The organism is Arthrobacter rhamnosi (assembly GCF_054510975.1).
Genome location: NZ_JBTNDN010000001.1, coordinates 832,623 through 855,489, shown reverse-complemented (window position 1 = coordinate 855,489; position 22,867 = coordinate 832,623). Strand labels below are relative to the sequence as shown.

Genomic DNA, 22,867 nt, shown 5'->3' with positions numbered 1-22,867 from the left:
TATGCGGGTAGCGCCGTTCGGCGCGCAAGAGATACCGCCCGCCGCTTCCCGCCCCCTCCTCGGCGGTATCCACAGCATACTTACCCTCATCCACGAGGGCCGGGGGCGGCCACTCATGCCGACAGAGAGGTTTTCGATGAGTTGGCTCGACCGTGACCACAGCATCGCGCCACCGGGGTTCAACCGCTGGCTCATCCCACCCGCCGCGCTGGCCGTCCACCTGTGCATCGGGCAGGCGTACGCGACCAGCGTCTACAAGACGGCGCTGACGGCCCACTTCGGCGCCAGCCTGACGCAGATCGGCATCATCTTCTCGATCGCGATCGTGATGCTCGGCCTGTCCGCCGCGGTCCTCGGCACCTGGGTGGACCGCAACGGGCCGCGCAAGGCGATGTTCACCTCGGCCCTGTTCTGGACCTCCGGCTTCCTGGTGGGAGCGCTCGGCATCTTCACCCACCAGCTGTGGCTCGTCTACCTGGGGTACGGGATCATCGGCGGCATCGGCCTCGGCATCGGGTACATCTCGCCGGTGTCCACCCTGATCAAGTGGTTCCCCGACCGCCCGGGCCTCGCCACCGGCATGGCCATCATGGGGTTCGGCGGCGGCGCGCTGATCGCGAGCCCGCTGTCCACGCAGCTGCTCCGCGCGTACGATCCGAACTCGGGAGCCGAGGGCTGGGTAGCCAGCGGCGATGCCGTCGGAAAGCTGTTCCTGACCCTCGCAGCCATCTATCTCGTCTACATGATGTTCGGCGCCTTCACCATCAAGGTGCCGGCCGAGGGCTGGAAGCCCGACGGCTTCGATCCCTCCCAGCTGAAATCGAAGCCGCTGGTCACCACCGACAACGTGTCCGCGGCCAACGCGATCAAGACGCGCCAGTTCTGGCTCGTCTGGATCGTCCTGTTCTGCAACGTGACCGCCGGCATCGGGATCCTCGAACAGGCATCCCCGATGATCCAGGACTTCTTCCGCGGCGCGGACGGCACGACGGCGGTGTCGGTCGCCGTCGCCGGCGGCTTCGTGGGCCTGCTCTCGATCGGCAACATGGGCGGACGGTTCGTGTGGTCCACGACGTCGGACATCCTCGGACGCAAGCGCAACTACATGATCTACCTCGGCGTCGGAGCGGTCCTCTATGTGGTGCTGGCCCTGGCCGGATCGTCCACCACCCTGCTGTTCGTCGTGCTGGCCTTCGTGATCATCTCCTTCTACGGCGGCGGATTCGCCACCGTACCGGCGTACCTCCGCGACCTGTTCGGCACCTACCAGGTCGGCGCGATCCACGGACGCCTGCTCACCGCGTGGTCCGCTGCGGGCATCGCGGGGCCACTGATCGTGAACGGGATCCTCGACTCGCAGGGGACGCCCGGCGAGCTGACAGCCGCCGCCTACCAGCCCGCGCTGCTCACCATGGTGGGGCTGCTGATCGTGGGCTTCATCGCCAACCTGCTCGTCCGGCCCGTGGACTCCCGCTTCCACGAACCTACCGGTGACGCATCCCGACAATTCGCGAAGGAGGCCTGACATGACCGGAGCGCGCATCGCCGCCGTCTGGGCCCTCGTGGGAGTGCCCCTCGCCTACGGTGTCTTCCAGACACTCACGCGCGCCGCAGCCCTGTTCGGCGGCTGACGCGGAGGCCCTGAACGCCCGCCCCCGCACTGCGGGGGCGGGCGTTCAGGGTGCCGGCAGGACGCCGGTCTGGAGCGCCGGGCTGGTTGAATGGGACCAGGCCACCCGGGAGGATCCATGGACAGCACCAGCAAGCGCCAGGCGGACGCCGCCGGGCGCGGTGAGCTCCCGCCCCTCGACCGGGTGCGCGACGACGTCTGGGCCCTCGCGCAACCCATGCCCGGCGGCCACCTCGCCTACTCCTACACCTATCTGTTGCGGGGTGCTGACGGAGGTGTCCACGTCGTCGACCCGGGCTGGGACTCCGATGCGAACTGGGACCGGCTCACCGCGGCGCTCACGGAGATCGTCCCGGGGACGCCCGGCGCCGGGGCCGTCACCGGCATCACCGGGACGCATCTGCACCCCGACCACGTGGGCATGGCGGCCCGCCTGCGGGACGCATCGGGGGCGCAGCTCGCGATGCACGGCACCGAGCGTCACGCACTCGAAGGGCACAGCACGCGGGTCCTCGACATCGACGAGGTGATGGGGAGGCTGGAGGGGTGGGGCGTCCCCGGGGAGCGGCGAGGCGAACTCGCCCAGTACGTCGACCGGTCGCCCGCAGGGCTCGTCCTGGCCGTGGACGGCGTGCTGTCCGACGGCGACGTCCTGCCCGTCCCGGGGTTCCGGCTCGAGGTCATGGCGACACCCGGCCACACGGCCGGGCACATCTGCCTCCGCGACGACGACCGCGGCCTGCTCTTCACGGGCGACCACGTGCTGCCGACCGTGTTCGCCGGCCTCGGACTCGGCGGCCCGGCGGCGTCGAACCCGCTTGCCGACTACCTCGCGTCGATCGACCGCGTGCGCCGCTACCCGGACCACGAAGCCCTGCCGGGACACGGCTACCGGTTCAGGGGACTGGCCGGGAGGGCGGAGGAGTGCGCGGAGCACCACCTGAAGCGCGCCCGGGAAGTGGCCGCAGTCCTGGCGGATGCGCGATCCGGCGGGCCGAGCATCTGGGACATCGCCGCACGGCTGACCTGGACCGCCGGCTGGGAGGGGCTGGAAGGCTTCCAGCTGCTCTCGGCGCTGACCCAGACGGAGATGCACCGGGACTTCGTCCGCACCACCTGGTGATGCCTGTAGGTCCCCGGAGAAGCGCTAGGTGAGCTTCGCCTTCCGGGAGAAGAGCTTCTGCAGCAGGATGAAGGCGAGCAGGAGGGCGCCGATCACGATGCGCGTCCACCAGGAGCTCAGGGTCCCCTCGTAGGAGATGAACGTCTGGACGATGCCGAGGACGAGCACTCCGGCGAGGGATCCGAGGACGTAGCCGTACCCGCCGGTGAGCAGCGTGCCGCCCACCACCACGGCGGCGATCGCATCCAGTTCCATGCCGGTCGCCGCCAGGCTGTACCCGGAGAGGCTGTAGAAGGAGAAGAGGATCCCGCCGATCGCTGAGCACAGGCCGCTGATCCCGTACACGAGCACCTTGGTCCGCGGGACGGCGAGTCCCATGAGGAGCGCGGAGGACTCCCCACCGCCGATGGCGTACACGGTGCGCCCGAACCGGGTCTGGTGCAGGACGTAGAAGGCGACAGCGACGACGACCAGCGCGATCACGACTCCGGGAGAGACGAACAGCTTCTCGGCCAGCGGGATGCGTGCCTGCGCCATGGCGGTGAAGAACGGGTCGGTCACGGTGATGGAATCCACGCTGATCACGTAGCAGAGGCCGCGCGCCAGGAAGAGCCCGGCGAGGGTGACGATGAACGGCTGGATCTCGAAGACCTGGATGACCAGGCCCATGAGCAGGCCGAAGGTCGCGCCGGTCAGCAGCACGAGGGCTATCACGACGAAGGGGTTCCACCCGGCCTGCAGGAGCGCTGCCGCGATCATCATCGAGAGGGCGACGACGGACCCGACCGAGAGGTCGATCCCGCCGGTGAGGATGACGAAGGTCATGCCGACTGCGAGCACGATCAGGAAGGTGTTGTCGATGAGGAGGTTGAGGAAGACCTGCCCGGACAGGAAGCCCGGGTACATGCCGGCCCCGATGGCGAACATCGCGAGGAACAGCCCGACGGTCGCCAGGGTGGGCGCATAGCGGGCCTTGCCCTGGAGACGGCCGATGCGGGTGCGGCCCGGGCTGGCCGGGGTGCGGGTGAGGACGGACATCAGACAGCCACCTTTACGCCGGACTGCGGAACGACGGGACGTCTGCGTCGCCGGAGGAGGTCCCGCGCCTTGCTGGACTGCAGGAGGCAGACGACGATGACGACCAGTGCCTTGAAGACGAGGGTGACTTCGGGCGGGATCCCCAGCGTGTAGACGGTGGTCGTGAGGGTCTGGATGATCAGGGCCCCCACCAGGGTCCCGACCAGACTGTACCGCCCGCCGGCCAGCGAGGTGCCACCGATGACGACGGCGAGGATCGCGTCCATCTCGATGTAGAGACCTGCGTTGTTCGCATCCGCCGCGGTCACGTTGGAGCTGATCATGAGGCCCGCGATGGCGGCACACAGGCCGCTGAAGACGTAGACGGTCCAGATGATGCTGCGCGCGCTGAGTCCGGCGAGGCGGCTGGCCACCGGATTGATGCCGACCGCTTCGATGAGGGTTCCGAGCGCCGTCCGGCGGGTCAGCAGGCCGGCGACGCCGAAGGCGGCTGCCGCGATGAGGATCGAGATCGGGAGGCCGAGGAAGAAGCCTGCTCCGATCGCCTGGTAGGAGTCGTTCGAGACGGAGATGATCTGGCCGTCAGTCACCAATTGCGCCAGGCCGCGGCCGGCGGTCATGAGGACGAGGGTGGCGATGATCGGCTGGATACCGATCACCGAGACGAGGAAGCCGTTCCACAGTCCGAGCACCAGCCCCGCGACCACGGCAATGGCCACACCTCCAGCCGCCGTCCGGAGGGACGAGGGGTCGGGCGAATTGTAGATATAGGTGCAGGAGACGGCTCCGGCGATGGCGGCCACCGCTCCCACGGACAGGTCGATACCGCGGGAGGCGATGACGAGGGTCATGCCGAGGGCGATGAGGATCGTCGGGGCCCCGTTCCGGAGGATGTCGATCAGGCTGCCGTACAGGTGTCCGTCCTGGACGCGGACGGACAGGAAATCCGAGCGGAACAGCTGGTTGAGCACGAGCAACAGGACCAGGGCGAGTACCGGCCAGGTGAGGCGGTGCTTCAGCAGGGCATTCATGCGTGCGTTCCCGCGATGATCGTCATGACGTCTTCCATGGTGACTCCGTCGTTCGGTATGTGGCCGACCATCTGGCGGTCCTTGAGGATGGCGATGGAATCACTCAGGCGCAGCACTTCCTCGAGCTCGGCCGAGATGAAGATGATCGATATCCCGTCCGCCGCGAGGCTGCTGATGAGCCTCTGGATCTGGGTCTTCGCGCCGATGTCGATGCCCCGGGTGGGCTCGTCGAGGATGAGCAGCCGGGGGTTGGTGATCAGCCAGCGTGCAAGGAGCACCTTCTGCTGGTTGCCGCCGCTGAGGTTCCGGATCAGCGCGTCCTTGTTGGCGGGTCGGATGTCCAGGGCCCGGATGAACTTGTCGGCCAGCTGGTCCTGGGTGGAGCGGGGAACCCTTCTCAACCAGCCCTTGCTCGCCTGCATCGCCAGGACGAGGTTGTCCCGGACGGACAGATCGCCGATCAGTCCCTCCTCCTTCCTGTTCTCCGAGGAGAAGGCGATCCCCCTGGCGATCGCTGCTCGGGGACTGCGGAAGGTCTGCGCCGCGCCGTCGATGCTCAGGTGTCCCTGGTCCGCCCGGTCCGCGCCGAACAGCAGCCGAGCCGTCTCCGTGCGGCCGGAGCCGAGAAGCCCGGCGAGGCCCAGAATCTCTCCTGGATGGAGGGCGACCGTCACGTCCCCGACCGATCCCTTCCGCCCCAGGTCCTGTGCCTGCAGCACCGGCGCCTCGTCCTGCCGGCCCGGCTGGCGGCGGCTTTCCGCCCGTTCCAGTTCTGCGAGGGCGTCCATCTCCTTGCCGATCATCTTCGAGATGAGTCCCATCCGCGGCAGTTCCCGCGTCCGGTACTCGCCTACGAGCCTGCCGTTCCGCAGGACGGTCATGCGGTCCGAGATCTCGTACACCTGCTCGATGAAGTGCGAGACGAACAGGATGGCCACGCCCCGGTCCCGGAGCGTCCGGATGACGGTGAAGAGCTGCTGGACCTCATCGGTGTCGAGGCTCGACGTCGGTTCGTCGAGGATGAGCACCTTGGCATCGACCTGGACCGAACGGGCGATCGCGATGAGCTGCTGGATGGCGATGGAGTGCGTGGAGAGCACGGAGCCGGGGTCGATGTGCCCGAGCTGCAGCTGGTCGAGGACCTCCCTCGCCTTCCTCCGGACCTCCTTCCAGTGGATGCCGCCGCGCCGCCGGGGTTCGCGCCCCAACAGGATGTTCTCCTCGACGGACAGGTTGGGGCAGAGGTTCACTTCCTGGTATACCGTGCTGATGCCTGCGGCCTGCGCCTCGGCCGGGCCCGAGAAGCGGTGCGTCGCGCCCATCACGGTGATCGTCCCGCTGTCGATCAGATAGACGCCGGTCAGCGCCTTGATGAGCGTCGATTTTCCGGCGCCGTTCTCTCCCATCAGGGCATGGACTTCACCCTGGAACAGACGCAGGTCCACACCGTCCAGCGCTTTCACGCCCGGGAACTCGATGGAGATGCCGCTCATGTCCACCACGGGGACGATCTCGTTCATGTGCTGTCATTCCTCTCGCGGGATGCGGTGGGCGTGCCCACCGCATCCCGGGGATGGCGCCCGGTCGGCCTGCCCGCAGGCCGGCCGATGCCGTTGCCGGCCTAGTATTCGCGGCTGGCGAGGACTTCCTTGGCCTGCTCGGGGGTGAAGGCCGACTCCTCGGTGACGACGCGGGCCGGAACCTCCTCACCGGCGACGACCTTTTCCGCCAAGTCCATGAGCTGATCGCCGAGGAGCGGGTTGCACTCGACGATGTAGTTGATCTTGCCCTCGGAGAGCGCCGTCATGCCGTCCTTGACGGCGTCGACGGTGATGATCTTGATGTCCTTGCCGGGGACCTTGCCGGCGGCCTCGATGGCTTCGATGGCACCGAGGCCCATGTCGTCATTGTGGGCGTAGACGACGTCGATGTCAGGAGTGTTCTTGAGGAACGCCTCCATGACCTGCTTGCCGCCACTGCGCGTGAAGTCGCCGGTCTGGGACTGGACGATCTTCAGGTCCGGATCCGCGGCGATCGCCGCTTCGAAGCCTTCCTTCCGGTCGATCGCCGGAGCGGCCCCCGTGGTTCCCTGCAGTTCCACGATGTTGATCGGCCCGTCGGTCGAGGCGGAGTCCTGCACGAGCCAGTCGCCGGCCTTCTTGCCCTCCTCCACGAAGTCCGACCCGAGGAAGGTCTTGTACAGCGAGGTGTCGGACGAGTCGACGGAACGGTCCGTCAGGATGACGGGGATGTCGGCGTCCTTGGCCTCCTTCAGGACGGTGTCCCAGCCCGACTCGACCACCGGGGAGAAGGCGATGACGTCCACCTGCTGCTGGATGTAGGACCGGATCGCCTTGATCTGGTTCTCCTGCTTCTGCTGGGCGTCGGAGAACTTGAGGTCGATACCCGCTTCCTTCGCCGATTCCTGGACCGACTTCGTGTTGGCGGTGCGCCAGCCGCTCTCCGCGCCGACCTGGGCGAAGCCCATCGTGATGCCGTCGTCGGAACCGCCGCCGGATTCACCGCCGGCACCGGACCCTCCGCCGCATGCCGTGAGGGCCAGGGTTGCGGCTGCGACCGCCACGAGAGATTTCTTGAACACTGCTGCCTCCTGGATTTCGGGACCACAGCAAGGAGCAGGTGCACCGTCGTTGCTGCGCCGGGCTTCGTGCCCTGCGAGCCATTGTGAACGCTAACATCGGGGCCGTCAAGAGATACGTCCGCCGTCCTGGCAGCAGCCGCACGGCTCGCCAGGGCCGGCTGACGGGTGGTGCCGCACGTCGTGCATACTGGGACCATATGGGGAGTTAGGCGATGCTCAATGACCGAAGTGACAGCACCGCGGGGGCCGAGTCTCACGGACGTCGCGACCCTGGCAGGCGTCTCCCATCAGACGGTCTCCCGGGTCGTGAACCGGCACCCCAATGTCAGCGAGGCCACGCGCAGGAAAGTCCGGGCGGCCATCTCCGAGCTCGACTACCGCCCCAATGCCGCCGCCCGGTCACTCGCGACCGGGAGGACCCACTCGATCGGGATCCTCGCCGGCGAGCTGGCGCAGTACGGACCGTCGAGCGTCCTCATGGGGATCCAGGACGCCGCGCGCGCCGCGGGATACTTCCTGACCGTGGTGACCCTCCGGGACTACTCCGAGAGGGCGGTGAACGAAGCGCTCAGCGATCTCCTCGGCCACGGGGTGGAGGGGGTCATCGCGGTCACGCCGCACGTCTCGGCCCTCGAGGTGCTCGCGGAGGTGCAGGGCAGCACCCCGATGGTCACCGTGGGCGGAGGCCATGGCCTCGGACGGGACGTCGCACTCGACCAGGAGAGGGGGGCCATCGCTGCTGTCGAGCATCTGGTGGAGCTCGGGCACACCAGGATCGCCCACCTCGCCGGCCCGCTGGACTGGGTCGACGCGCAGCGGCGGCTGGGGGGCTGGCGGTCCGCCCTCGGAAAGCACCATCTGGCCGAAGGGCCCGTGTACCAGGGGGACTGGAGTGCGCGGTCGGGGTACGAGGCCGGTCGTGCCGTCGACCTCGACGGCGGACCCACCGCCATTTTCGCGAGCAACGACCAGATGGCGCTCGGGCTGCTGAAAGCCCTGCGCGAGCGGGGCTGCCGCGTACCCCGGGATGTCAGCGTCATCGGCTTCGACGATGTGCCGGAGGCCGAATTCTACGAGCCGTCGCTGACCACCGTGCGCCAGGAGTTCCAGGACCTGGGCCGGTCCTGCATCGAGGCCCTGATCGCCCGCCCCGGTGGAGCGTCGATGCAGGGCGACTCCTTCCGCCCCCGGTTGGTGGTCCGCTCGAGCACGGCTCCCGCCGGCGGCCACCGGCCCTGAGCCACCGGTCCCGGAACCGCCCCGCTGCAGTGCTGCGCGCGAGGCGACCGCCGGTGACCGCCCTGCGCGGCGCCCCTCCACTGAAATCTTTCAACTTTTCCGGCGAATCTGCCCCTGCCTGCCTCCGGCCTCTATACGCTTCCTCCATGGACGCAGTGAAGGGGCCCGACGGAGAGGCGTTCGATCGAGCGATCGAGGTGCTGGAGGAGCAGACGAGTGTGCTGTGGCGCCGCGAGCGGACCACCTCCCATGCCCTCGCGAAGAACGTGCACCCCGACATGGAGCCGGCTGCCTACGGGATCCTGACGCTCCTTCAGCGGGAGGGATCCCTGCGGGCAACGGACATCGCCGCGAGCATCGGCGTGGGAAAGCCCTCGGTGAGCAGACAGCTCGCAGGGCTGGAACGGCTGGGCCTGGTCGTCCGACAGCTCGACCCCTACGACGCCCGCTCCCAGCGCGTCCTGCTCACCGCGCTCGGCGAGCAGCAGCTCGCGGCCGCGCAGAGCGGGCGGCGCATCGCCTTCACCGCACTGATGCGCACCTGGAAGCCCGAGGACGTGGAGAACCTCGGTGCGTTGATCGCCCGGCTCAACGCGGCCTACACGAAGGACACCTGGTAGCCGGTCAGTCCTCGCTCCACCCGGAACCCTCGCGGAACCGCCCCACCCTCCGGCCCGCTCCCGACTCCAGGGAATCCCCGGAGTCCTCGAAGAGCTCGCCGGTGTCGGCCTTGCTGTGCTGGAGGAGCTGCTCCGCTTCGGTCCGCGCGGCCTCCAGGCTGTCGGCGGCGATCCGGCTGCGGGCAGGCAGGGCGTCGACGTGGACCACCCGCCCGGCGGTCTCGCTGACGGGGACGGAGCCGTCATTGGCGTCATCGACCGGCAGGTCCGCTCCGCCGCTTTCTGCGGGGACAAGGTACTCGAGGAAGTAGGCCATGCTCCACCCTGTCACCGCCGGACGGGCTCCGGCCAGCACGGGGTGTGCTCCGCGGCAGCTTGTCCGTCCGTACACGGACTGCTAGGCCGCCGGGCGGGGGAGCGCCCGTCAAATCGCGGGAGCTCCGCCCGCCCGGATGCGCAGCCTGCTGATCCACCCCTAGATTGGAGGCATGGCCGACACGACACAGCACGAAGAAGCAACCCCGACCATCCCCTCGCCGCTCGAGCAGCTCGCCGAGGCGCACCGGGTGGGGACCACCTTCAAGGGGTGGGACGGCAAGCCCGCCCGGGTCGCCCCGGAGACCCTCATCACGGTCCTCGCGGCCCTCGGCGTGGACGCCGGATCGGACGCGGCCATCGCCCGGGCCCTGGAGGACGTGGACGCCGGACCGTGGAGCTCGGTCCTGCCCGCCGTCGTCGTGGTGCGCCAGCGCGACAGGGACCCGGTGCTGCTCCACGTGCCCGCCGGGGCCGAGGTCGAGTTCTGGGCCGTCGACGAGGACGGCATCCACTACACCGGGACAGTCGCCGAGGCCACGGAGACGCGGACCGTCGACGGGCAGGACCTCGAACGGCGGCACGGCACGCTGCCCCACGCCCTGCCCCTCGGCTGGCACACGCTGCACGCGGTCGTCGACGGGCAGCAGTCGTCGTGCACCTTCGTGGTCACGCCCGACCGGCTGAGCACGACGGCGGCCCTGATGGACCACCGCACCTGGGGGCTCATGGCCCAGCTCTATTCGGTCCGGTCGTCGGCGTCCTGGGGCATCGGCGACCTCGCGGACCTGGGCGGGCTGGCGCAGGCCGCCGCCGCCCAGGGAGGCGGGTTCGTGCTGGTGAACCCGCTGCACGCCGCCGAGCCCGTACCACCCGTGGAGCCGTCCCCGTACCTGCCGACCACCCGGCGCTACTTCCACCCCCTGTACCTGAGGATCGAGGACATCCCGGAGTACGCGCGACTCGACGACGCCGCTCGCGCCAGGATCGGTGACCTCGCCGCCCGGTTCACCGGAGCCAACACGGCCACCGATCTCCTCGACCGGGACTCGTCCTACGCCGCCAAGCTCGAAGCCCTCGAGCTCGTGTTCGCCGTCGAGCGTCCCGCACAGCGCCAGCACGACTTCGACGCCTACCGGGCCCACCAGGGCCAGGGGCTCGCCGACTTCGCGCTGTGGTCGGCGCTCGCCGAGACGCTCGCCCCCGGGGCACCTGAATGGCACGACGTCGGACGCCCCGGCTCGCCGGGCGCCCGCGAGTTCGCGGAGCGCCATGCCGCCCGGATCGAGTTCCACGAGTGGCTGCAGTGGCTCGTCGACGAGCAGCTGCAGGAGGCACAGCTCGAAGCCACCGGTGCCGGCATGTCCATCGGCGTGGTGCACGACCTCGCGGTCGGAGTGCATCCCAGTGGCGCGGATGCGTGGGCGCTGCAGGACGTGCTCGCCGCCGGCATCAGCGTCGGCGCCCCGCCGGACATGTTCAACCAGCACGGCCAGGACTGGAGCCAGCCGCCGTGGCACCCGGAGCGGCTCGCCGAGTCCGGGTATGCGGCCTTCCGCGACATGCTCCGGAACATCCTCCGCCATGCGGGCGGTATCCGGGTGGACCACATCCTCGGCCTGTTCCGGCTGTGGTGGATCCCCCAGGGTGCCCAGCCCGGGGGAGGAGCCTACGTCTACTACGACCACAAGGCGCTGATCGGCATCCTCGCCCTCGAGGCGGAGCGCGCCGGGGCGATCGTCGTCGGCGAGGACCTCGGCGTGTTCGAACCCGGGGTGCAGGAGTACCTGGCGGAGCGTGGGATCTTCGGCACCTCGATCCTCTGGTTCGAGCAGGACGAGGACGGGCCCCTGCCTCCCGAGTCCTACCGCAAGGGATGCCTGACCACCGTCACGGTGCACGACCTCCCACCGAGTGCGGGCTACCTGGCGGGCGAGCACGTGCTGCTGCGCGAGAAGCTCGGCCTGCTCAGCCGCCCCGTGGAGGAGGAGCAGGCCGAGGACCGCGCCACCCAGGAGAAGTTCCTCGCGCTCCTGCGGCAGCGCGGCCTGCTCGAGGGCGAGGCGCCGGGCGTCCAGGAGACCGTCGAGGCGCTGCACGCCCTCATCGCGCAGACCCCGTCGGTGCTGCTGGGCGTCGCGCTCGCCGACGCCGTCGGGGAGCGCCGCACGCAGAACCAGCCGGGCACCAACGACGAGTACCCGAACTGGCGGATCCCCCTCGCCGACGCCGAGGGGAAGGCCGTCCTCGTCGAGGATCTCGCCGGGAACCAGCGCTTCGCATCGCTCATCGCAGCCCTGGGGATTCCTGCCACGGAGGGCGCCACCGGGCCCATCGCCTGACCGCAACAAGAATCTGGGACCGCACCGGATCGTCCCTTCGTGGTCGGATGGAGGAATGGACAGCCCGGAAGACCAGACGTACGACGTCGTCATCATCGGCGGTGGGCTGTCGGGGCTGAGCGCCGCGCTCGTCCTCGGGCGGGCGCGGCGACGCGTCGCCGTGATCGATGCGGGAACGCCCCGGAACGCTCCGGCGGATGCGGCCTACGGGTTCATCACCAGGGACGGGACCCCGCCCGGGAGCCTCGTCTTGCTCGCGCGCCAGGATCTGGAACCGTACGGGGTGCGGTTCCTCGACGGCTCCGCGGAGCGCGCCGAACAGGCGCCGAGCAGCTGGACCGTCAGTACGGCGGACGGGGTGGCCGTGCAGGGGCGCCAGCTGCTGCTGGCGACGGGCCTCCGCGACGTCCTCCCCGTCCTGCCGGGCGCCCGGGAGGCGTGGGGTCGCGGCCTCCTGCAGTGCCCCTACTGCCACGGCTGGGAGGTCCGCGACCAGGCTCTCGGCGTCCTGGGCTCGGCCCCGACCTCCATCCATCAGGCGCTGCTCGTCCGCCAGTGGTCCGAGGACGTGACCTTCTTCCCCCACCTCCTCGGCGCGCTGTCGGAGGACGACGAGCGACGCCTGCGCAATCGTGGTGTCCGGATCGCGGAGGCGCGCGTTCGGCACCTGGCCCTGGGGCCGGATGACGGCGGGCCGCGTCCGCTGCAGGGCGTCGGCCTCGAGGACGGTTCGCTGGTTCCCTGCTCCGCGATCTTCTGCGAGCCCGGTGCCGATGCGGGCCTGCCCCTGCTGGCCGACCTCGGCTGCGAGATGCGCGACGACGGCTGCGTGTCGACCGACGACATCGGGCGTACCTCCATCGACCGGGTCTGGGCCGTCGGCAATGCCGCGGATCCCGCCGCCCAGCTGGTGCCGGCCGCGGGGGACGCCTACCGGATGGCGGTCGCCATCAACGCCATGCTGGTCGAGGAGGACTGCGAGACCTGCATGGAGGCCGAGGAAGCGGTCAGCGAGGGCGTCTGAGACCCGCCGGGCGGACCGGGGCGCGGACACGGCGAAGGCCCCGGTCGGACCGGGGCCTTCGCGCGACTGCGGCTACCTCGCGACTGCGGCTACCTCGCTGCTGCGACTACCTGTCGAGGTCGGGGCGCGTCTGCCCGTCCTGGCCCTGGAAGGGGGCGTCCTCGGTGAGGAGGGGATCCCCGCCGCTCGGGCCGAGGCCGGCACTTCCCGTGTCCATGGCGGTGACGACCGGCGGAACGTCCAGGGGGAGGTCACCGCTCGCGCCCACGTCCTTGCCCGGGTTCTGGGGTGCTGTGGCGCCGTCGTCCGACGACGATCCGCCCTTCTTCAGCTTGCCCTTCAGGGAGTCCTGCAGCGCCGGTGCCTTGCTCTTGATCGTGTCGGTGGTGGAGCTGACCCTGTCCTGCACCGTGGGGCTGTTCCACACCTTCTGGGCCCTCGTCCGCAGCTGCTCGTAGGCGCCCCGGCCTGCCCGGGTGCCGAGGACGTAGCCAACACCCATGCCCGCCCCGAAAACCAGTCTGTTCTTCACGCTGTTCTCCCTTCGGTGGATTGCCGTGCTTCCGAATCTAGACCACTGCACCAAGGGGGGCGAGGGGCATTTTCGGCGCGCGGCGCCCGGGCTCTCCGGAAGACAGCCGATCGGCCCCTGCTGCTCGACGCGCAGGGCACCTGGGGGAGCAGCGCGTTCAGGAGGAGTAGCGGCCGCCTACCGCAGACGGAAGCGGCCACCGCTCTTCTTCGAGCTGGTGGTCGCCTGCCAGTCCGTGAGGTTGTACACCGCCACCAGGACGCCGCCCATGAGCAGCCAGAAGGCACGGGCCCGGCCCTCCCGAGCCACGCCGGTGAGCAGCGGAGCCAGGGCGTAGAGGGGCGTGCTGCCCAGGTCCGCCGTGCGGTGGGCGCGGAAGCTGATCAGCGGCGCGATGGCGAAGGGCTGGTCGGTGATCGCGTTGACGGCACCCTGGGTGGCACCGAACATCGCGAAGAAAAGCCGTGCCTTACGGCTCATGCCGAAGAGCGACGGAAGGGTGAGCATCGACGCGGAGAAGCCGTAGTCGATGAGTCCGTGCTGCCGGGGAGTGATGGGCTTTGTCATGCCGCCAACGCTAGGAACACCGGAACCCTGCCACAACGGATAACCGGCACTCCGCAGCTGTTGACAAGCCCGCGACGGCTCGCCCCGGTGCCCGCGGCTCGTGTCGGCGGCGGAGGCTACTCTGTGCCCGGGACCACGGACGGAGCAGGGGAGGGATCATGCCCGAGGGGGACAGCGTCTTCCGGCTCGCGGCGAGGCTGAGGAAATCCCTCGACGGCCGCACCCTGAAGCGCGGGGACCTCCGTGTCCCCGCCCATGCCACCACCACACTGGACGGCATGCGCGTGACGGAGCATGTGACCCATGGAAAGCACCTGCTGACGCGGTTCGACGGCGGCCTCACCCTCCACACGCACCTGCTGATGCAGGGGTCGTGGACGGTGACGGCCGCAGGACGGACGCTGCCCCGCAGGCTCCTGCCCGATGCCCGCGTGATCCTCGAGGTGGAGGACGGGCCGACGGCGTACGGCCTGGACCTGCCCGTCGTCGACCTGCTGCCCACCCGTGCGGAGGGGGACGTCGTGGGGTACCTCGGCCCGGACCCGCTGCGCGATGACTGGTCCGCGGACGAAGCGGTCCGCAGGCTCGGCCGGGATCCCGCCGTGCGCGTCGCCGCTGCCCTCCTCGACCAGCGCAACGTCGCCGGGTTCGGCAACCTCTGGGTCAACGAGCTCTGCTTCCTCAGGGGCCTCCACCCGGACACGGTCATGGCCGACGTCGACGTCCCCGCCCTGGTGGCACTCGGGGCGCGGTGCCTGCGCTTCTCCGCCACCCGGCCCGGAGCGCACCAGGTCACCACGGGCACCCTCCGCAGGGGTGAGCGGCACTGGGTGGTGGGCCGGGCCGGCAGGCCGTGCCTGCGCTGCGGGACGGCCGTACGTGTTCGGGCCGAGGTGCCCGGCGACCCGGGCCGCCGTCGTACCTGGTGGTGTCCGCGCTGCCAGCCCCCGCGCTCCTCCGCCTGACGCTGCGCTCCGTCCCCGTCAGCGGCGTGCTGCGAGGCCCGCCTTGAACGCGTCGGCGGAGGCGGAGGTGCTGTTGATCCGCCAGTCCGCTTCCTTGTTGATGTGGAACCAGACGAGGGCGACGACGTCCTGCTGCGCGGACACATAGCGGAACAGGGTGGTGATCCACTGGGGCTTCGACCCGCCCACCTCGGAGGAAGCCGTCTCCGCGATCATGATCGGAGTGCCGGGGGCGAGCTGCCGCAGCTGCGTGATGCCCTCCCCGAACAGCACCTCGGGTTCCTGCCACGCGCTCCACGACTGCGAGGTGCCCCAGTTGTAGCCGTCCAGCGCCACGACGTCGACGTAGTCCCCGCCCGGGTAGAGCTGATCCAGGGGCGTCGAGCCCCAGTAGGGCACGTTCGGGTTCCAGACCCAGCTGATGTTGGTCGCGCCCGTCGACGCGACGACGTCGTGCACGTGCCGGTAGGCGGCGATGTAGTCGCCCGCGCCATTGCCGTTGACGCCCTCGGCCCACGGATACCAGTTGCCGTTCATCTCGTGCGCGAACCGGAGGTAGACGGGTTGGCCCCACTGGCCGAGCGCCGTACCCCACTCCCGGAGGTAGGCGTCGAAGTCTCCCGCCGCGATGCGGTCGAGGGAGTAGGCGGGCTGCTCCGTGCCGCCGCCCCACGTCCAGGGTTCCCAGGTCAGGAGTGTCTCGGCGCCCCGGGCCCGCACGGCGTCGAGTTCGGCGAGTGGCGCCGCCTGGTTGAAGTCCTTGTAGGACAGCACGATCGAGGGAGCCTCGCCGGCGAGGGCAGCAACCTCGTCCAGTTCACCGCCGGCGGCAGCTCCGCCGTTCGTGCCCACACCGAACCGGATGGTCCTGGTGCCGGGGGGCGCGGGAACAGGGTCGACGACGGTGAACGAGGCACTTGCGACGGCGCTGCCGGCCGTGGCCGTGACGGTCACGGTGCCCGGCGCGGTGGGCATTCCGATCGACACCTGGAACGTGCCCGTGGAGGTCGTCGTCACGGCCACCTTCGCGGTGCCGGCGACGACGGTGCCCTTTGTGCGCTTCGGGAACCCGGCGCCCGTGACGGTGACGGGGGAGCCGGCTTCCCCGGACGTGCTGCTCAGGGTGATCGTCGCTGCGGCCTGAGCGGGGGGTGTCAGTCCGAACGTGAGGACCGCCATCGCTGTGACGAGGAGGAGGAGGCGGTAGGTGGTTCCACGGGCGGAGCCGGCGGATACGCGGGAAGCTGGAAGCATGATCGGCACCTAGGTGTTCGGTAGCCCGGCTGACCGCAGGGGTCCCGTGGCTTTGCGTCCCCGGCTCGCGCCGGGTTTGCCCTTGTCGCTGGGCGGCTGCCCGAGCGGTGCGTCTCCCGCGCGGCGGGAGCCTCCTCCATTGTCCCGAGCGCGCTGCTCCGCGACGGTCTTCTGCGCCTGAAGTATGCCGAAGGATTCGTGCAGGTCTTCCGCAGGCCGTCCCGGCGCCGCGCCGACGGCACGCCGGGCTCCTCGATTCGTGCCCGGTGGCAGGACCGGAAGGGCTGCCGTGCTGGGAATTCCGTGTGTCGTGCACCACAATGGGTCCTGCCGCGGTATCGAGGCTCCCGTGGCGGGTCTAGTGAGGGGGACGGATGAATCAGGGACCGGCATTCACGAACACCATCGCCTTGCAGGTGGACGCGTTCACCCCGTCCTTCGAGGCGCAGATCGGCCCTGTGCTCGCCGAGGTGTTCGCCCGCGAGCAGCAGGACCTCCGCCGCGCCGGCCTCCCCCGGGGGGTCGCACGAGTGGGCGACACGCTACCCGACTCCTTCCTGTACGACGCGGGCGGACAGCGGACGCGGCTGAGCGAGGTGCTCGGCGCCGCGGCCGCCATCATCGTGTTCTACCGCGGTTCCTGGTGTCCCTACTGCAGCATCGCGCTGAAGACGTACCAGCGCGAGCTCCGTCCCGTCGTCGAGGCCTTCGGGACCCGACTCATCGCGATCAGTCCGCAGGAGCCGGATTCCGCGGTCCGGGCCGCCCGGGACGACGGGCTCCATTTCGCTCTCTATGCGGACAGGGGCAATGCCCTGGCCGCGCGCCTCGGGATCGTGAGTGTGCCGGGTCCCGATGTGGTGCGGGCGCAGGCAGCCCTGGGCATCGACGTGGCAGGCCTCAATATGGACGGGACCGGCGCCATCCCATTCCCCACGGTGGTCGTGGCCGACGCCACGGGCACCATCCGCCTCATCGACCCTCGGGTGGACTACACGACGCGCACGGAGGCCTGCGACATCATCGACGCCCTCGTGGCACTGTAGCCGCCCCTTCAGGGCCGGATGCCGCCGGAGCGACCTCCGCGGGGAGCTCCGACGTGATGTTACCGACGGTCGCACCGAGCGAGGCCAGCAGCGGATCCGCATCCGTGAACAGCAGATAATCCCGGGAGCCCGAGCCCATGCCGATACGGCGTCCTGGGATCCGCTCGTCGGCATAGACCGGAAGGACACTGCTGCTGCCCAGTGGCGTGATGGTCCCGGACTCGTATCCCGTGATCTCGCGTGCCGCCTCCGGTTTCACGAGGGACGCCTTGTTCACCGCCAGCAGCGACCGCAGCTTCGCCCAGTCCAGTCGCCGCGTCCCCGGGATGAGCACGAAGACCGTGGTCCCGCCGCTGACCTTGGCCACCATCGTCTTGACGCCGTCGGCACCGGAGAGGCCCTGGGCCGTCGCCGCGTCGTCGAACGTGCCGTGGTCCGTCCTGGGTACCAGGACGACGTCGAGTGCACGGGCCGCGGCATCGCGTTCTGAGGGCAGGGGGCGGGGGGCGGGAGAGTCCATGGTGCCCTATGGTAGGGCGCCGGTGCTCGATCGGGCGACGAGGTTCCCGGCAGGCATGCGGGCCGTCTGGACGGCGCCCGTGTCCAGCAGCCCCAGGAGCAGTTCCGCGGCAATCCGACCCTGCAGGCCCGGATTGCGGGCCAGTGCCGTGACGGAGGGTGAGGCCAGCTCGCAGTGCAGGGAGTCGTCCCAACTCACCAGGGCGACGTCGTCCGGGCAGCGCAGGCCCACGGCGCGCATCGCCAGCAGCCCACCCATCGACATCAGGTCGTTCCCGAAGACGAGTGCGGTGATCCCCTCCCCTGCGCGGAGGAGCGCTCCGGCTGCATCACGACCGGAATCGAGCGAATAGTCCGCCTCGTACTGGGTCACCGAGATGCCGTGCCGGCCGGCGCGGTCCTGCACGCCCCTGATCCGCGCTTCCTCGTGCAGGAAGCTGCGGGGGCCGGAGACGTGGGCGATCCGCCGATGATTGGCCCGGTGGAGATGGTCCACGATGGTGGCGGCGTCCAGCGCGTGGTCGGTCGTGGTTCCCGATCGGACAGCGGCACCTTCCGTGACCGGCGCTCCATGCAGCACGAAGGGAAGCCTCAGCCGCTCGAGCAGGGCGGGCCGGGGGTCGGCGTGGCGATGGTCGAACAGGATGACGCCGTCCACCTTGCGCTCACCGGCCCAGCGCTCGTAGGTGGCCCGCTCCTGTTCCGGATCCTTGCCCACCATCCGCAGCATCAGGGCCATGTCCCCCTCGGCGAGCGCGGTCTCGATGCCGGTAAGAAGGCCCATGTAGTACGGTTCAGTGCCGATCAGGAGGGGGTCCGCGGACAGCACCATCCCCACGGCGCCTGCCCGGGACCGGGAGAGGGCGCGGGCGGAGGAGCTGGGATACCACCCGAGTTCATCGGCGAGGTCCAGGACACGACGCCGGGTCAGCTCGCTCACTCCCGGCTGGCCGTTGAGAGCGTAGGAGACGGATGCCTTCGAGATGCCCAGGCGCTGCGCGAGACCGGCGATGGTTTCCTTGGCCATGGATTACACAATAGCCCCGCGATTCCTTGACCGGCCCTGGACTATCGCCTAGGTTCGACCCATCACCTGAACCGGTTCAGTAAGCCCGATTTCTCAGCGAGGAGAATAATCCGTGACGTACTCACTGCAGCTCTACACACTGCGGACAGCGATAGGCGAGGATCTTCCCGGCACCATCAAGCGCGTCGCCGAGCTGGGTTACACCGCCGTCGAGCCCTACAACTTCGTCGCCACCGCGGAGGAGCTGGCCGAGGCACTGTCGGCCAACGGGCTGACCGCGCCGTCCGGCCACGCGCCGCTCCTCCGTGCCGACCAGGACGAGATCTTCGAGGCAGCACGCACGCTGGGCATCGGCACCGTGATCGACCCGCACGTGGAGCGGTCCCACTGGACGTCGGAGGCCGACATCAAGGCCACGGCCGAGGCGCTCAACGCGGCAGCGCAGAAGGGCGCCGGGTACGGGATCACCGTCGGCTACCACAACCACGAATTCGAACTGGAAGAGCGCATCGACGGTGTCTCCGGACTCGAGGTCCTCGCCGGCCACCTCGACCCCCGGGTGGTCCTCGAGGTGGACACGTACTGGGCGGCCGTGGGCGGCGAGGACCCCGTGGAACTGCTCCGCCGCCTCGGTGACCGCGTGCGCTTCATCCACATCAAGGATGGTCCGCTCACGAAGAACGACAAGGAGCAGGTGGCCGTCGGTTCCGGGCGGATGCGCGTCTGGGACGTGCTGGGCGCCGCTCCCGGCCTCGAAGCCGCCGTCGTGGAACTCGACGATTTCGACGGCGACATCTTCACCGCCGTCGCGGACAGCCTGGCGTACCTGAACGAGGGGAAGAAATGAGCATCCATGCGGGGGCCCGCCGCACGGGCCCGGTCGGCGTCGCCGTCATCGGCGCCGGGGTCATCAGCAGGGAGTACCTGACCAACCTCACGAGCTTCCCCGACGTGACGGTGCACATCGTCGCCGACATGTTCGAGGAGTTCGCTGCCGCGCGGGCCGCCGAGTTCGGCGTCCCGGCATCCGGGAGTGTGCAGGACGCCCTGGACCATCCCGACGTGGAGATCGTGGTGAACCTGACCATTCCCGCCGCGCACGTGGAGGTCGCGACTGCCGCCGTGGGTGCCGGCAAGCACGTGTGGAGCGAGAAGCCCTTCTCGCTGGACCGGGAGAGCGGGATCGGCCTCCTGAAGACCGCCGACGCCGCAGGGGTCCGGCTCGGGTGCGCCCCGGACACCTTCCTCGGTGCAGGCCTGCAGACCGCCCTGCGCCTGGTGGCGCGGGGAGACATCGGCGTCCCCCTCACGGCGCTGACACTCATGCAGTCGCCAGGACCGGAGTCCTGGCACCCGAACCCCGCATTCCTCTTCCAGGAGGGCGCAGGGCCGCTGTTCGACATGGGTCCCTACTACCTGACGGCCCTCGTCCAGACCTTCGGAGCCATCACGAAGGTAGCCGGCATCGGCTCGAAATCCAGGGAGAAGCGCACCATCGGATCGGGTCCGAAGGCCGGCGAGGTCTTCGACGTCACCGTCCCCTCCCATGTCAGCGCGATCGCCCAGTTCGCCGGCGGCGGGTCGTCCCAGAGCATCTTCAGCTTCGATTCGCCGCTCAAGCGCGCGGGTTTCATCGAGGTCACCGGAACCGAGGGGACGCTCGCCTTCCCCGACCCGAACACCTTCACGGGCGACCTGCTGCTCACCCGCCCCGGAGCGGATAAACCGGAGGTGATCGCGGCAGTCGGGGCGACGTCGACGCGCGGCAGCGGTGTGCTCGAGATGGCGCGCGCACTCCGTGAGGGGCGTCCGCACCGCGCGCAGGGCGAGATGGCGTACCACGTGCTCGATGCCATGGTCTCGATCTCCGAAAGCATCGCGACGGGCGAGTTCGTCCCGCTGCTGAGCACGGCAACCGCGGCCGAGCCGCTGCCCGAGGACTGGGATCCCTACGTGTCGACTCTTGCCTGACGCCGGAGGCGCGGAGACCGGCATCTGCTGACGTCCGCACGGGCCCTGGACAGAAGTCGCCGGCCGGACTCCTGTCCAGGGCGTTGCTCCCCTAGGGTGGAGGGGTCCGGATTCATCGATGGAAGGACCGCGCAATGACCACCGATCACGACGTCTGGGACATGCCGGGGGCAGGGCATTCCTCTGAGGCCATCGAGCCGGACGAATGCTGGGCCCTCCTCAGTACCGGCCTCACGGGCCGCCTCGGGTTCCTCAGGGATGGGCGCATCTTCATCTTCCCCGTGAACTACGTGGTCCACGACCGCGGTGTCTACTTCCGCACCTCGTCGACAGGTGACCTGGGCCGCACGTCCCTCGACCGGGTGGCCTTTCAGGTCGATCACGTGGTCGCGGAGCAGATGTCCGGCTGGTCCGTCCTGGTGCAGGGATCGACCGCCGTCGTGACGGACGAGGCACTTCTGTCGGCGGTATGGGGCCGCATGGTCAGTGAACCGTGGGCCGGCGGGGATCGCCGGCAGCTCGTGCAGGTGGTGCCCACGTCGGTTTCCGGGCGCCGCGTCGGTACGGCCCGGTAGCACGGCCTCATACCGCTGCTGATACCGCTGCTGACACCGCTGCAGCGGAGCCCGCGAACGACTGGCGTAGGCTGGAAGTCTGCGGACACGTTCGCGCCACCCCAGGCGCCGTCCGCGAGGAGGCGGAATTGGTACAGCGCATGGCAGACCCCACGTATCGGGCCCAGCAATGGGAACAGCGGTACGATCCACAGATCGAGGACGTGAACCGGCTCTGCGACGCGCTGGCCGAGTCCAAGCCGGGGTCGGGCGTGCCGTACATCGATCCCATCCACGACGTCGACGGCTGCAAGATCGTCAGCCTCTTCTCGAATCCGGGAGCATCGCTGCCGTCGGGGTTCGTCTCGTTCGAAAACGACGACCCCAGTTCCATCCGCATGGCCGGGATCTACGAAGCGATCGGCCTTCGCCCCGATGCTTTCATGCCGTGGAACGCCCACCCCTGGTACCTCCCGGAGGGCAAGGAGCGCGCCCTGACGATGGAGCAGATCACCGATGGGGTGAAGCCCCTCCTGACCTTCCTGCAGCAGGTTCCCCGCGCCTCGGCACTCGTGGCGCACGGCGCCGATGCCCACAAGGCCGCGCGCCGGCTCATGAAGCTCGAGAACCGTGCCATCGCCAAGCGCGGGTTCAAGATTTACGAGGTCCGTTCACCAGGGGAGCGCGCCTTCAAGGGCACTCCCGCCAACCAGGAGCTGTGGCTCAAGGAGATCCAGTCGGCCTACACCGACGCCATGGGCAGGGCCGGGATCCGGGTCCGGCAGTCCATCTAGATCCGCAGTCCGTCTGGACCCGGCGGCCGGATGGATCCGGACGTACGGGTCGTCAAGGAGTCGGCAAGTCGACCCTTACAGCAATGCGCTGAACTTCGCCCGGGCGGAATTCAGCGCATTGTTCTGCATGTCGCCCGGTGAGGCCTCAGGCCGAGCCGGTCACCGTGCGCAAGGAGGCCCCGGCGGGGGCGGCATCATCAGCAGCGCGCCCGAGCGTGAGGCCCCGCAGGGTCGCCGAGATGTCCTCGAGGGACTGCTGTACCCAGGCGAAAGCCTCGTCGTCCAGGGCGCGCTCGCAGGGGTCGGGGATGCACGAGCGGTGCGCCAGCGCCAGGCGGGCGACGGTTCCCTCGAGTGAGTCGAGCAATCCCTCCGTCTCGGCAGCCAGGTGGTCGGCCAGTACTCCGGCGCCCGGCGCATCGCGCCCCCCGGGCATGACGAGGAGCGTGGTCCTCGTCGACCGGGAGGCGGCGGAAGGCGTGCTGACGGACGGGCGCTGCGTGCTCATATAGGTGAGACCTTTTCTAAGTCAAGAGGGCGCCCTGAAAGTCCCCATGGGCAGAAAACATTGACTGCAATAGTCTGCCACTGATTTCGCCTGTTTCCGGCGCTCCAGGCGCAAGAATTCCGCAAGTTACCGCTCGGTAGACCGACGCGGCCCCCGAGAGGTCCGG

At 69.4% G+C, this 22,867-nt stretch carries 24 protein-coding genes and 1 riboswitch; of the genes, 13 read left to right on the top strand and 11 right to left on the bottom strand.

Translation table 11 applies throughout. From position 1 onward, the window contains the following. The first annotated feature begins 136 nt into the window (after positions 1–136). The 3 genes from ACX80J_RS04020 to ACX80J_RS04010 all read left to right on the top strand — a co-directional run bounded on the left by ACX80J_RS04020 (position 137) and on the right by ACX80J_RS04010 (position 2,753). Positions 137–1,525, top strand: coding sequence for an OFA family MFS transporter (locus tag ACX80J_RS04020; RefSeq protein ID WP_459345353.1), 1,389 nt, complete (start codon positions 137–139; stop codon positions 1,523–1,525). A 1-nt stretch (position 1,526) separates the two neighbouring features. After that, on the top strand, positions 1,527–1,631 hold the full coding sequence (locus ACX80J_RS04015; RefSeq protein ID WP_459345352.1) for an MFS transporter small subunit: 105 nt from the start codon (positions 1,527–1,529) through the stop codon (positions 1,629–1,631). A 117-nt stretch (positions 1,632–1,748) separates the two neighbouring features. Then, positions 1,749–2,753, top strand: a complete 1,005-nt coding sequence (locus ACX80J_RS04010; protein ID WP_459346887.1) for an MBL fold metallo-hydrolase — start codon at positions 1,749–1,751, stop codon at positions 2,751–2,753. A gap of 24 nt (positions 2,754–2,777) precedes the next feature. Here ACX80J_RS04010 and yjfF read toward each other — a convergent pair whose 3' ends face one another. The 4 genes from yjfF to ACX80J_RS03990 form a co-directional block, all read right to left on the bottom strand. After that, positions 2,778–3,791, bottom strand: a complete 1,014-nt coding sequence (gene yjfF / locus ACX80J_RS04005) for a galactofuranose ABC transporter, permease protein YjfF (protein ID WP_459345350.1) — start codon at positions 3,789–3,791, stop codon at positions 2,778–2,780. After that, positions 3,791–4,822 carry an ABC transporter permease gene (locus ACX80J_RS04000; RefSeq protein WP_459346886.1) on the bottom strand — a complete coding sequence of 344 codons (1,032 nt, stop codon included), beginning with the start codon at positions 4,820–4,822 and terminating at the stop codon, positions 3,791–3,793. Before ACX80J_RS04000 ends, yjfF begins: the two co-directional genes overlap by 1 nt. Next, positions 4,819–6,342, bottom strand: a complete 1,524-nt coding sequence (locus tag ACX80J_RS03995) for a sugar ABC transporter ATP-binding protein (RefSeq protein WP_459346885.1) — start codon at positions 6,340–6,342, stop codon at positions 4,819–4,821. Before ACX80J_RS03995 ends, ACX80J_RS04000 begins: the two co-directional genes overlap by 4 nt. A gap of 101 nt (positions 6,343–6,443) precedes the next feature. Further along, positions 6,444–7,424 carry an ABC transporter substrate-binding protein gene (locus ACX80J_RS03990; protein ID WP_459346884.1) on the bottom strand — a complete coding sequence of 327 codons (981 nt, stop codon included), beginning with the start codon at positions 7,422–7,424 and terminating at the stop codon, positions 6,444–6,446. A 219-nt stretch (positions 7,425–7,643) separates the two neighbouring features. Here ACX80J_RS03990 and ACX80J_RS03985 point away from each other — a divergent pair, with 219 nt between their 5' ends. Both ACX80J_RS03985 and ACX80J_RS03980 read left to right on the top strand, forming a co-directional pair. After that, on the top strand, positions 7,644–8,663 hold the full coding sequence (locus ACX80J_RS03985) for a LacI family DNA-binding transcriptional regulator (RefSeq protein WP_459346883.1): 1,020 nt from the start codon (positions 7,644–7,646) through the stop codon (positions 8,661–8,663). A gap of 146 nt (positions 8,664–8,809) precedes the next feature. After that, entirely contained in the window at positions 8,810–9,283 is a 474-nt protein-coding gene (locus ACX80J_RS03980) for a MarR family winged helix-turn-helix transcriptional regulator (RefSeq protein ID WP_459346882.1), read from the top strand. A 4-nt stretch (positions 9,284–9,287) separates the two neighbouring features. Here the strand turns inward: ACX80J_RS03980 and ACX80J_RS03975 are convergent, their stop codons facing one another. Then, positions 9,288–9,599: a hypothetical protein gene (locus tag ACX80J_RS03975; RefSeq protein ID WP_459346881.1), complete on the bottom strand. Its 312-nt coding sequence runs from the start codon at positions 9,597–9,599 to the stop codon at positions 9,288–9,290. 172 nt (positions 9,600–9,771) lie between these two features. Between ACX80J_RS03975 and malQ the strand changes: the two genes are divergently transcribed. After that, the gene (gene malQ, locus ACX80J_RS03970) at positions 9,772–11,940 is read left to right on the top strand and encodes a 4-alpha-glucanotransferase (protein ID WP_459346880.1); all 2,169 of its coding nucleotides are present in this window, start codon (positions 9,772–9,774) and stop codon (positions 11,938–11,940) included. A gap of 55 nt (positions 11,941–11,995) precedes the next feature. Then, positions 11,996–12,964 (top strand): NAD(P)/FAD-dependent oxidoreductase, encoded by a 969-nt coding sequence (locus ACX80J_RS03965; protein WP_459346879.1) that lies wholly within the window; start codon positions 11,996–11,998, stop codon positions 12,962–12,964. A gap of 106 nt (positions 12,965–13,070) precedes the next feature. On the opposite strand, the gene ACX80J_RS03960 is transcribed toward ACX80J_RS03965, so the two are convergent. Together ACX80J_RS03960 and ACX80J_RS03955 are read right to left on the bottom strand one after the other, a co-directional pair. Beyond that, on the bottom strand, positions 13,071–13,496 hold the full coding sequence (locus tag ACX80J_RS03960) for a hypothetical protein (RefSeq protein WP_459345341.1): 426 nt from the start codon (positions 13,494–13,496) through the stop codon (positions 13,071–13,073). Between the two features lie 177 nt (positions 13,497–13,673). After that, positions 13,674–14,063, bottom strand: a complete 390-nt coding sequence (locus ACX80J_RS03955) for a hypothetical protein (protein WP_459346878.1) — start codon at positions 14,061–14,063, stop codon at positions 13,674–13,676. 158 nt (positions 14,064–14,221) lie between these two features. Between ACX80J_RS03955 and ACX80J_RS03950 the strand changes: the two genes are divergently transcribed. Then, positions 14,222–15,028 carry a DNA-formamidopyrimidine glycosylase family protein gene (locus ACX80J_RS03950; RefSeq protein WP_459346877.1) on the top strand — a complete coding sequence of 269 codons (807 nt, stop codon included), beginning with the start codon at positions 14,222–14,224 and terminating at the stop codon, positions 15,026–15,028. 18 nt (positions 15,029–15,046) lie between these two features. Here ACX80J_RS03950 and ACX80J_RS03945 read toward each other — a convergent pair whose 3' ends face one another. Beyond that, entirely contained in the window at positions 15,047–16,282 is a 1,236-nt protein-coding gene (locus ACX80J_RS03945; protein WP_459346876.1) for a glycoside hydrolase family 26 protein, read from the bottom strand. A gap of 16 nt (positions 16,283–16,298) precedes the next feature. Further along, positions 16,299–16,373: riboswitch (cyclic di-GMP riboswitch) on the bottom strand. 283 nt (positions 16,374–16,656) lie between these two features. Here ACX80J_RS03945 and ACX80J_RS03940 point away from each other — a divergent pair. Further along, on the top strand, positions 16,657–17,328 hold the full coding sequence (locus ACX80J_RS03940) for a peroxiredoxin-like family protein (RefSeq protein WP_459345337.1): 672 nt from the start codon (positions 16,657–16,659) through the stop codon (positions 17,326–17,328). On the opposite strand, the gene ACX80J_RS03935 is transcribed toward ACX80J_RS03940, so the two are convergent. Both ACX80J_RS03935 and ACX80J_RS03930 read right to left on the bottom strand, forming a co-directional pair. Then, complete coding sequence (locus ACX80J_RS03935; protein ID WP_459346875.1) at positions 17,303–17,848, bottom strand: aminoacyl-tRNA deacylase; 546 nt, start codon at positions 17,846–17,848, stop codon at positions 17,303–17,305. The two genes, ACX80J_RS03940 and ACX80J_RS03935, sit on opposite strands and share 26 nt — an antisense overlap. A 6-nt stretch (positions 17,849–17,854) precedes the next feature. Then, on the bottom strand, positions 17,855–18,874 hold the full coding sequence (locus ACX80J_RS03930; RefSeq protein WP_459345336.1) for a LacI family DNA-binding transcriptional regulator: 1,020 nt from the start codon (positions 18,872–18,874) through the stop codon (positions 17,855–17,857). A gap of 112 nt (positions 18,875–18,986) precedes the next feature. Here ACX80J_RS03930 and ACX80J_RS03925 point away from each other — a divergent pair, with 112 nt between their 5' ends. The 4 genes from ACX80J_RS03925 (at position 18,987) to ACX80J_RS03910 (ending at position 22,193) form a co-directional block, all read left to right on the top strand. Further along, positions 18,987–19,721, top strand: a complete 735-nt coding sequence (locus ACX80J_RS03925; protein ID WP_459345335.1) for a sugar phosphate isomerase/epimerase family protein — start codon at positions 18,987–18,989, stop codon at positions 19,719–19,721. Then, positions 19,718–20,845 carry a Gfo/Idh/MocA family protein gene (locus tag ACX80J_RS03920; protein WP_459346874.1) on the top strand — a complete coding sequence of 376 codons (1,128 nt, stop codon included), beginning with the start codon at positions 19,718–19,720 and terminating at the stop codon, positions 20,843–20,845. Before ACX80J_RS03925 ends, ACX80J_RS03920 begins: the two co-directional genes overlap by 4 nt. Before the next feature lie 134 nt (positions 20,846–20,979). After that, positions 20,980–21,420 (top strand): pyridoxamine 5'-phosphate oxidase family protein, encoded by a 441-nt coding sequence (locus ACX80J_RS03915; RefSeq protein ID WP_459345333.1) that lies wholly within the window; start codon positions 20,980–20,982, stop codon positions 21,418–21,420. A gap of 140 nt (positions 21,421–21,560) precedes the next feature. Continuing rightward, positions 21,561–22,193: a uracil-DNA glycosylase family protein gene (locus ACX80J_RS03910; RefSeq protein WP_087074068.1), complete on the top strand. Its 633-nt coding sequence runs from the start codon at positions 21,561–21,563 to the stop codon at positions 22,191–22,193. A 145-nt stretch (positions 22,194–22,338) separates the two neighbouring features. Here the strand turns inward: ACX80J_RS03910 and ACX80J_RS03905 are convergent, their stop codons facing one another. Further along, the gene (locus tag ACX80J_RS03905) at positions 22,339–22,701 is read right to left on the bottom strand and encodes a hypothetical protein (RefSeq protein WP_459346873.1); all 363 of its coding nucleotides are present in this window, start codon (positions 22,699–22,701) and stop codon (positions 22,339–22,341) included. Positions 22,702–22,867: the final 166 nt, after the last annotated feature.

Coding starts and splice junctions, on each gene's coding strand:
- ACX80J_RS03915 (WP_459345333.1), top strand. CDS start 20,980: ATGACCACCGATCACGACGTCTGGGACATGCCGGGGGCAGGGCATTCC.
- ACX80J_RS03920 (WP_459346874.1), top strand. CDS start 19,718: ATGAGCATCCATGCGGGGGCCCGCCGCACGGGCCCGGTCGGCGTCGCC.
- ACX80J_RS04020 (WP_459345353.1), top strand. CDS start 137: ATGAGTTGGCTCGACCGTGACCACAGCATCGCGCCACCGGGGTTCAAC.
- yjfF (WP_459345350.1), bottom strand. CDS start 3,791: ATGTCCGTCCTCACCCGCACCCCGGCCAGCCCGGGCCGCACCCGCATC.
- ACX80J_RS03910 (WP_087074068.1), top strand. CDS start 21,561: ATGGCAGACCCCACGTATCGGGCCCAGCAATGGGAACAGCGGTACGAT.
- ACX80J_RS03905 (WP_459346873.1), bottom strand. CDS start 22,701: ATGAGCACGCAGCGCCCGTCCGTCAGCACGCCTTCCGCCGCCTCCCGG.
- ACX80J_RS03950 (WP_459346877.1), top strand. CDS start 14,222: ATGCCCGAGGGGGACAGCGTCTTCCGGCTCGCGGCGAGGCTGAGGAAA.
- ACX80J_RS03985 (WP_459346883.1), top strand. CDS start 7,644: ATGACCGAAGTGACAGCACCGCGGGGGCCGAGTCTCACGGACGTCGCG.
- ACX80J_RS03955 (WP_459346878.1), bottom strand. CDS start 14,063: ATGACAAAGCCCATCACTCCCCGGCAGCACGGACTCATCGACTACGGC.
- ACX80J_RS04015 (WP_459345352.1), top strand. CDS start 1,527: ATGACCGGAGCGCGCATCGCCGCCGTCTGGGCCCTCGTGGGAGTGCCC.
- ACX80J_RS03945 (WP_459346876.1), bottom strand. CDS start 16,282: ATGCTTCCAGCTTCCCGCGTATCCGCCGGCTCCGCCCGTGGAACCACC.
- ACX80J_RS03940 (WP_459345337.1), top strand. CDS start 16,657: ATGAATCAGGGACCGGCATTCACGAACACCATCGCCTTGCAGGTGGAC.
- ACX80J_RS03995 (WP_459346885.1), bottom strand. CDS start 6,342: ATGAACGAGATCGTCCCCGTGGTGGACATGAGCGGCATCTCCATCGAG.
- ACX80J_RS03975 (WP_459346881.1), bottom strand. CDS start 9,599: ATGGCCTACTTCCTCGAGTACCTTGTCCCCGCAGAAAGCGGCGGAGCG.
- ACX80J_RS03980 (WP_459346882.1), top strand. CDS start 8,810: ATGGACGCAGTGAAGGGGCCCGACGGAGAGGCGTTCGATCGAGCGATC.
- ACX80J_RS03965 (WP_459346879.1), top strand. CDS start 11,996: ATGGACAGCCCGGAAGACCAGACGTACGACGTCGTCATCATCGGCGGT.
- ACX80J_RS04010 (WP_459346887.1), top strand. CDS start 1,749: ATGGACAGCACCAGCAAGCGCCAGGCGGACGCCGCCGGGCGCGGTGAG.
- ACX80J_RS04000 (WP_459346886.1), bottom strand. CDS start 4,822: ATGAATGCCCTGCTGAAGCACCGCCTCACCTGGCCGGTACTCGCCCTG.
- ACX80J_RS03935 (WP_459346875.1), bottom strand. CDS start 17,848: ATGGACTCTCCCGCCCCCCGCCCCCTGCCCTCAGAACGCGATGCCGCG.
- ACX80J_RS03930 (WP_459345336.1), bottom strand. CDS start 18,874: ATGGCCAAGGAAACCATCGCCGGTCTCGCGCAGCGCCTGGGCATCTCG.
- malQ (WP_459346880.1), top strand. CDS start 9,772: ATGGCCGACACGACACAGCACGAAGAAGCAACCCCGACCATCCCCTCG.